3 protein-coding genes are annotated in these 8,102 nt (G+C 71.9%); all 3 read left to right on the forward strand.

Annotated elements, in window-relative coordinates; translation table 11 throughout:
- On the forward strand, nucleotides 1–3,002 hold a 3,002-nt coding region (locus KIH27_RS21705), incomplete at its 5' end, for a KR domain-containing protein (RefSeq protein WP_214095032.1).
- A gap of 19 nt (nucleotides 3,003–3,021) precedes the next feature.
- A complete protein-coding gene (locus tag KIH27_RS21710; protein ID WP_214095033.1) occupies nucleotides 3,022–7,797 on the forward strand; it encodes a type I polyketide synthase in 4,776 nt (1,591 codons plus the stop codon).
- A gap of 5 nt (nucleotides 7,798–7,802) precedes the next feature.
- Nucleotides 7,803–8,102: beta-ketoacyl synthase N-terminal-like domain-containing protein (locus tag KIH27_RS21715; RefSeq protein WP_214095034.1), on the forward strand; the 300-nt coding region annotated here is incomplete at its 3' end.

Genomic DNA, 8,102 nt, shown 5'->3' on the forward strand with positions numbered 1-8,102 from the left:
TGGAGGTCGCCTCGCACACGGCGTATATGGATCCGATTCTTGATGAGTTGGCCGCGGCGTTGGCCGGCATCACGCCGCAGTCGCCGGCGATTCCGTTCATCTCCACGGTGTTCGAGACGACTCCGGTGCTGGATGCGCAGTATTGGGTGGCCAATGTGCGTCGGCCGGCGCGGGTGGCGCAGGCCGTCACCGCGGCCGCGAACGACTACGACACGTTCATCGAAATCAGCCCCCACCCGATCCTGACCCACACGATCGGGGAGAACCTGGCCGACGTACCGCACCACGCCGTCGGCACCCTGCTGCGGGACACCGACGACACGGTCGGCTTCCATCAGAGCCTCAGCAGCACGCACCCCGACCCTGACGCGTCGCGGAAGGGACCGGGACCGCTGCTGCCGCGCACCCCGTGGCGACACACCACGCACTGGCTCGACATGGCAGGTTCGGCGGCAACGACCGAATCCGCGCCGCGGCCGGGAACCCTGCTGGGCACGCACCTCACCGTCAGTGGCAACCCGCCCGTGCACCTGTGGCAGGCCCGGGTGTCCGCCGACAGCAAGCCCTACCCGGGTGCCCACCGCAACAACGGCGTCGAACTCGTGCCGGCTTCGGTTCTGCTGCAGACGCTTTCGGAGGCCGCGGCCACCGTGTCGGCGACCGCCGTGGCATCCGACATCCGATTCGAACTGCCGATCGCGCTGGACCGACCGCTGGTGATCCAGGTGGTGGCCGACCACGACTCGATCGCGGTGTCGTCGCGACCGGCGACCGATGATGCCCGCTGGATGCGGCACCTGACAGCCCGCATCACCCGGACAACCGAGGAAAACCCCACCCGCACAGTCGAATTCGGCGACGTCGACGAGGCGCTGTCGGACGAGTCGGTGACCGCGCTGTGGCAGACCTGGGGCAGCGAAGGCCGCCCGTTCGACTGGTCGATCAGCACCGGACAGCACACCGCGGCGGCACTGCGGGCCGACATCGAGGTCGCCGGGCCGGCCGGCACCGTCGCGCTGCTCGACGCCGCACTGCACCTGGCCCGGATGGTGGACAGCGACAACCCGGACCTGATGGTGCCGGTCACCGTCGACAGCGTGCGCCTGGCGTCGGGACCCGCCGACGGTCAGGCCCGCATCGGCATCACCCGGCGCGACGGCGGTGACGGCGACCTCGTCGTCGACATCACCGCCACCGCCCCCGACGGCACCGGCTGCCTGGACGTCCGCGGCGTGCGCTACACCGCGCTCGGCGCCGCCCCGGCCGGCGACCCGGCTTCGATCGCCCACGCCATCGACTGGCAACCCTGGGACGGCGCCCCCGACGCCCCGAACGCCCCCGGCACGGTGGCGGTGCTGGGCGACGGTGCCGCCGCGGACGGGCTGCGCGGCGCGCTGACGGCAGCCGGCCACACCAGCGCCGACGTCGACACCGCAGCCGCCGTTCTCTACGTCGCCGGTGACGGACTGCCGGGCGAGACCGACCTCGACTACGCCACCCGGGTCACCGCCGACGTGGCCGGACTGGTGAGCCGACTGGTGCAGCGGGACCACAACCCGCCGGCGCTGTGGCTGGTGACCCGCGGCGTTCACGAGGCCGCGTCGGCGTCCGCCGTCCGGCAGAGCTGCCTGTGGGGCCTGGCCGGGGTGATCCGCGCCGAGCAGCCGCAACTCTGCGGCGGCCTGGTGGACCTGCCCGAACAGGGCCCCGAACAGGTGCAGGCACTCTCCGGTGTGCTGCGCACCCCGGCCAAGAGCGTCCTGGTGCTGCGCGACGGGCAGTTCCTCGCGCCGGCGTTCACCCCGATCACCGGGCCGGCACAGCGCGAACCGACCGTCTGCCGGCCCGACGCCGCCTACCTGATCACCGGTGGCCTGGGTGCGCTCGGTCTGCTGATGGCGGGCTGGCTGGCAGACCGCGGCGCCCGGCGGCTGGTGCTGGCCGGCCGCGGCGGGCTGCCGCCGCGCCGGGACTGGGACGGCGTCGAGGGTGACGCCGGGCAGAAGATCACCGCGATCCGCGCCCTGGAACGCCGCGGCGTCACGGTGGACGTCGTCGCACTCGACAGCGGGTCCCGTGAGGCCGTACAGGCGCTGCTGGACCGCCGCGACGCGGACTGCGCCCCGGAGATCCGCGGCGTCATCCACGCCGCCGGCCTCACCGAGGGGCAACTGCTGACCGAGATCGACTCCGAGCGGCTGCGCGACACCCTGTGGCCGAAGATCGCCGGCGCCCAGGTGCTGCACGAGGCATTCCCGGTGGGCAGCGTCGACTTCTTCTTCATGACCGCCGCGGCCGGTGCCGTGTTCGGGGTACCCGGCCAGGGCGCCTACGCCACCGGCAACGCCTACCTGGACGGCCTGGCCCGCGCGCGCCACCGGCAGGGCTGCCACAGCGTCAGCCTGGACTGGGTGGCCTGGAAGGGGCTGGGTTTCGGCGCCACCGCGCACGTGGTGCTGCACGAACTGGAGCGGCTCGGTTCCCGGCCGATCACGCCGGCCGAGGCGTTCGCCGCCTGGGATCACGTCGAGCACTACGACGTCGCGCAGGCGGTGATGGTGCCGCTGCCGTCGGCGGATGGCCCGGCCACGCCCGCGACGGCCGCCCCGACCCGGGATTGGTCGGAGCTGCCGGCCGAGGTGGTGCTCAGCGAACTGGAGACCGGGCTGCGCAGCATCCTGGCGCGCGAACTCCGCATGCCGGAAGCCGAACTGCCACTGGACCGGCCGTTCGCCGAGTTGGGCCTGAACTCGGTGATGGTGATGTCGGTGCGCCGGGACACCGAGCAACTGGTCGGACTGGAGCTGTCGGCGACCATGCTCTACAACCACCCGACGGTGACCGCACTCGCCGCGCATCTGGCGGCGCGACTGCTACCGCCCGACGGTGCCGACGACACCGGCGGCGGCCTCGACGGCGGGCTGGACGACTCCGCCGACAGCGTGCTCAATGACCTGTTCGACAGCGTGGAATCGGCTTCGGCCGGATGGGACGGAATCTAGTGGGAATCGAGTTCGCCGCATGACCGCAGCGTTCGATGAGGAGGCATTGCGCCACTGGCTGGCGGACTACCTGGTCACCAACATCGGTTGCAGTCCCGACGAGATCGACTTCACCGCATCGCTGAACGACCTCGGTGTCGGCTCGCGCGATGCCGTGGTGCTCTGCGGTGAGCTCTCCGAGGTGCTCGGCCGGAAGATCTCGCCGGTCGAGCTTTGGCAGCATCCGTCGGTCAACGAGCTGGCGCACTTCCTGATCGAGCCCGACGCCGCCGACGAGACCGGTCCGGCGGCGGACGCCGGCCGCGGCAGCACCGACGAACCGATCGCGGTGATCGGCCTGGGTTGCCGGCTGCCCGGCGGTATCGACGGCCCCGAGACGCTGTGGCAGTTCCTGCTCGACGGCGGCAACGCGGTCCGCGAGGTACCCGAGGAGCGCTGGGCGCCGTTCGACGACGGCTCACCGGAGATCGGCAACGCGATCGCCCGGACCACCCGCTGGGGCTCCTTCCTCGACGACATCGCGGCGTTCGACGCGGACTTCTTCGAGATCTCCAGCCGTGAAGCGGCGAAGATGGACCCGCAGCAGCGGCTGCTGCTGGAGGTGGCCTGGGAGGCGCTGGAGCACGCCGGGATCCCCGCCACCTCGCTGCGACGCACGCAGACCGGCGTCTACGTCGGCGCCAGCATCACCGAATACGGCTGCCACGCCTCGGCGGACCTCACGGGCGTCGACGCGTGGAGCAACGCCGGCGGCGCGCTGAGCATCATCGCCAACCGGCTGTCCTACGTCCTGGACCTGCGCGGCCCGTCGGTCACGGTCGACACCGCGTGCTCGTCGTCGCTGGTCGCACTGCACCTGGCGACCCGCAGCCTGCGGTCTGGCGAGTGCGACACCGCCATCGCCGGCGGGGTGAACCTGCTGATGTCGCCGGCGGTGTTCCGCGGCTTCGACCAGAGCGGTGCGCTCTCGACGACCGGCGCCTGCCACTCCTTCGACGCCGACGCCGACGGATTCGTCCGCGGCGAGGGCTGCGGTGTGGTGGTCTTGAAGCGGCTCTCCGATGCCCGGCGCGACGGCGACCGGGTGCTGGCGGTGGTGCGCGGATCGGCGATCAACCAGGACGGCCACTCCAACGGCCTGCTGGCACCCAACCCGGCCGCCCAGATGGCGGTGCTGCGATCGGCGTACGCCGACGCCGGAATACCGGCGCAGGAGGTCGACTACGTCGAAACCCACGGCACCGGAACGCTGCTCGGCGACCCGATCGAAGCCCGGGCGCTCGGCACCGTACTCGGGCGGGGCCGCCCGGCGGACGCACCGCTGCTGCTCGGCGCGGTCAAGTCGAACCTCGGCCACCTGGAGGCCGCCGCCGGCATGGCCGGCTTCATCAAGTCGGTGCTGGCCGTGCAGCGCGGGCAGATCCCACGCAACCTGCACTTCAACAACCCCAACCCGCACATCACGTTCGACCAACTGCGGCTGAAGGTCGTCGCCGAGCAGCAGGCCTGGCCGTCGACGGATCATCCGCGCCGGGCCGGAATCTCCTCATTCGGTTTCGGCGGCACCAACGCGCACGTCGTGATCGAGCAGGCGCCGCCCGCCAAAATCGCTGCCCGGGAAGCGGATCCGGCGATCACCACCCTGGTGGTCTCCGGCCGGACCACCGAGCGGATCGCGGCGACCGCCACCGAACTGGCCGACTGGCTGGACGGCGACGGTGCCGACGTGCCGCTGCCCGACGCCGCGCACACCCTCAACCACCACCGCGCCCGGCACGCGCACTTCGGCACCGTCAGTGCCCGCGACCGCGCGGCCGCGGTGCGGGGCCTGCGGGCCCTGGCTGCCGGCGAATCAGCGGACGGCGTCGTCGGTCCGCACGACGGGCCGTGCGGGCCCGGCACCGTGTTCGTCTACTCCGGCCAGGGCTCGCACTGGACCGGCATGGGCCGGCAGTTGCTCACCGACGAGCCGGCCTTCGCCCGGGCGCTGGCCGTATTGGAGCCGGCGTTCGTCGAGCAGGTCGGATTCTCGCTGTGGCAGGTGATCTCGGCCGGCGAGGCGATCAGCGGCGACGCCCAGGTGCAGCCGGTGCTGATGGGCCTGCAACTGGCGCTGACCGAACTGTGGCGTTCCTACGGGGTGCACCCGGACGCGGTGATCGGCCACTCGATGGGTGAGGTGACCGCCGCGGTGGTGGCCGGTGCGCTGAGCGTCGCCGACGGCTTCAAGGTGATCGCGGCGCGGTCCCGGCTGATGTCGCAGCAGGCCGGGCAGGGCGCGGTGGCCCTGCTCAACCTGGACAGCGAAGCGACCGAGGCGCTCATCGCCGACTACCCGGACGTCAGCGTGGCCGGTTACGTCTCGCCGCGGCAGACCGTCATCGCCGGTCCGGTGGCACCCGTCGACGCCGTCGTCGCGACGGTGAGCGCGCAGAACACGTTCGCCCGGCGGGTGAACATGGAGGTCGCGTCGCACACCGCGCTGATGGACCCGATCCTCGACGACCTGCGTGCCGCGCTGGACGGGTTGACCCCCGAGGTCGCCACCATCCCGTTCTATTCGACGGTGACCGAGGAGCTGATGCCGCTGGGCGGGATGTCACTGCTCGACGCCGACTACTGGGTGAACAACGTCCGCAAACCGGCGCTGCTCTGCCAGGCAGTCACCGCAGCCGCGGCCGAGAACACCACGTTCGTCGAGATCAGCGCGCACCCGATCCTGACGCACGCGATCGCCGATACCTGCGAGGCGCTCGGCGGACACCACCACAGCGTCGGGACCCTGACCCGCGACGCCGACGACGCGGTGAGCTTCCACACCAACCTCAACCGCACCCACACCACGCAACCGCCGCAGACCCCGCACCCGCCGGAGCCGCACCCGGTGCTGCCCAGCACGCCGTGGCAGCACAGCCGGTACTGGATCGACACCGCGCTGGTTCGCCGGTCCGGCGGTTCGACCGGGTCCGGCGCGGTGTCGGTCGACACCGGTGCGGTGCCCGCCGACTGGTGGTGCGAGCTGACCTGGCCGGCTCTGGAGCCGGTCCGCACCGAGGCGACCGGAACCTGGCTGGTGATCGGCGACGACGCGCTCGCAGCGCAGCTGAGCCGGCAGTTGGGTGTGACGGTGCCGACGCTGGACGCCGCGGCGCTCACCGGTGACCGTGCCGCCCTGGTTCAGGCACTGGGTGACGCCACCCATGTGCTGTACGCGGCGCCGACGGTTACGTCGTTCGCCGCGCAACCGGCCTACGACGCGTTCAACGCCGGCCGACTGCTGGCTGCGGCACTGGCCGATCGTGCGGCGGCCGACGCCGCCGGGGCGGCGAAGCTGTTCCTGCTGACCCGCAACGCGCAACCGGTCGGCGACGGCGACCGCGCCAATCCCACGCACGCGGTGCTGTGGGGGCTCGGTCGTAGCCTCGCCCTGGAGCACCCCGAGATCTGGGGCGCGGTCGTCGACATCGACGAGTCGGTGCCCGTCGCGCTGGCCGCCGAGTACGTCCTCGCGGAGGCGGCGGCCACCGACGGTGAAGACCAGGTGGTCTACCGGGCCGGCGTGCGTCGCGCACCCCGGCTGCGGCACGGCTATCCGGCGCCTTCGGTACCGGCCGGCCCGGTGCAGTTCGACGCCGACGGCAGCCATCTCGTCGTCGGCGCCACCGGCAACATCGGGCCGCACCTGATCCGTCAGCTGTCGGCGATGGGCGCCAAGACGGTGGTGGCGGTCTCCCGCCAGCCGGGTTCCCGGCTGGACGCGCTGACCGCCGAATTGGCCGCGGCCGGAACGACTCTGGTGACGGTGGCAGCGGACGCCGCGGACGAGTCGGCGATGGCCGAGCTCTTCGACCGGTTCGGCGCGGACCTGCCGGCGCTCGCCGGGGTGTATCTGGCCGCGTTCGCCGGCGGCCCGGTGACGCTGCGGGACATGACCGACGCCGACGTCACCGCGATGTTCCGGCCCAAGCTGGACGTGGTCGCGGTGCTGCACACGCTGTCGCTGCCGCACCGGTTGCGCCACTTCGTGCTGTTCTCGTCGATCTCCGGGCTGACCGGCTCTCGCTGGCTGGCGCACTACACCGCGACCAGCACGTTCCTGGACACCTTCGCCTACGCCCGCCGGGCCGCCGGGTTGCCGGCCACCGCGATCAACTGGGGTCTGTGGAAGTCGTTGACCGACACCCAGTCCGAGGCGGAACGGCAGATCGAGGCCGAGTCCGGGCTGGAGCCCATGGCCGACGATGTGGCGATCGCCGCGCTGCCGCTGGCGATCGGGACGCACAGCGCGGTGCGGCACACCGTGGTGGCCGCGGACTGGCCGCGACTGGCCACCGCCTACCGCACCCGGGCGGCGTTCCACATCGTCGACGACCTGCTGGTCGCCGAGGCGCAGAAGGCCGGTGGCACAACGGCGGTCGTGACCGAGTTCCGTAAAGCGCTGGCCGAGGCCGAGCCGGAGCGGCGCCACGGACTGCTGCTCGACCACGTCACCGCGCAGGTGGTCGCCGCGATGGGGCTGGCGTCGCGGCACGCGCTGGACCCGACGGCCGGGTTCTTCGCCTCCGGGATGGATTCGCTGATGAGCGTGACGCTGCAGCGGTCGCTGTCGGACAGCCTCGGCGAAACGCTGCCGGCCGCAGTCGTTTTCGACTACCCGACCATCGAAGCGCTGACCGGCTACCTCGCCACGATCCTGCCCGAGCTGGTGTCCGCCGCCGAGCAGGACAGCGGCGACGCCTATGACGACATGACAGACGACGAGCTGCTGGCGCAGCTCTCGGAAAGGTTGAGTTGAGCGGGATGGTTGCTGGTTCGTCGGCGCAGGGCTCGGATCGTCGCTCGATCGTCGCGGAGGCGTTGCGCAAGATCGATGACCTGACGGCACGGCTGGCGGTTGCCGAGGCGGGGGACACCGAGCCGATCGCCGTGGTGGGGATGGGTTGCCGGTTGCCCGGTGGGGTGGACGACCCGGCCGGGTTCTGGCAGTTGCTGCTCGACGGTGAGTCGGGCATCGTGCGGGTGCCGGCGGAGCGCTGGGACGCCGACGAGTTCTTCTCCACCGATCACACGGTGGCCGGAACGATCTGCTCGCGCGACGGC

The organism is Mycolicibacter acidiphilus (assembly GCF_018455725.1).
GTDB lineage: Bacteria > Actinomycetota > Actinomycetes > Mycobacteriales > Mycobacteriaceae > Mycobacterium > Mycobacterium acidiphilum.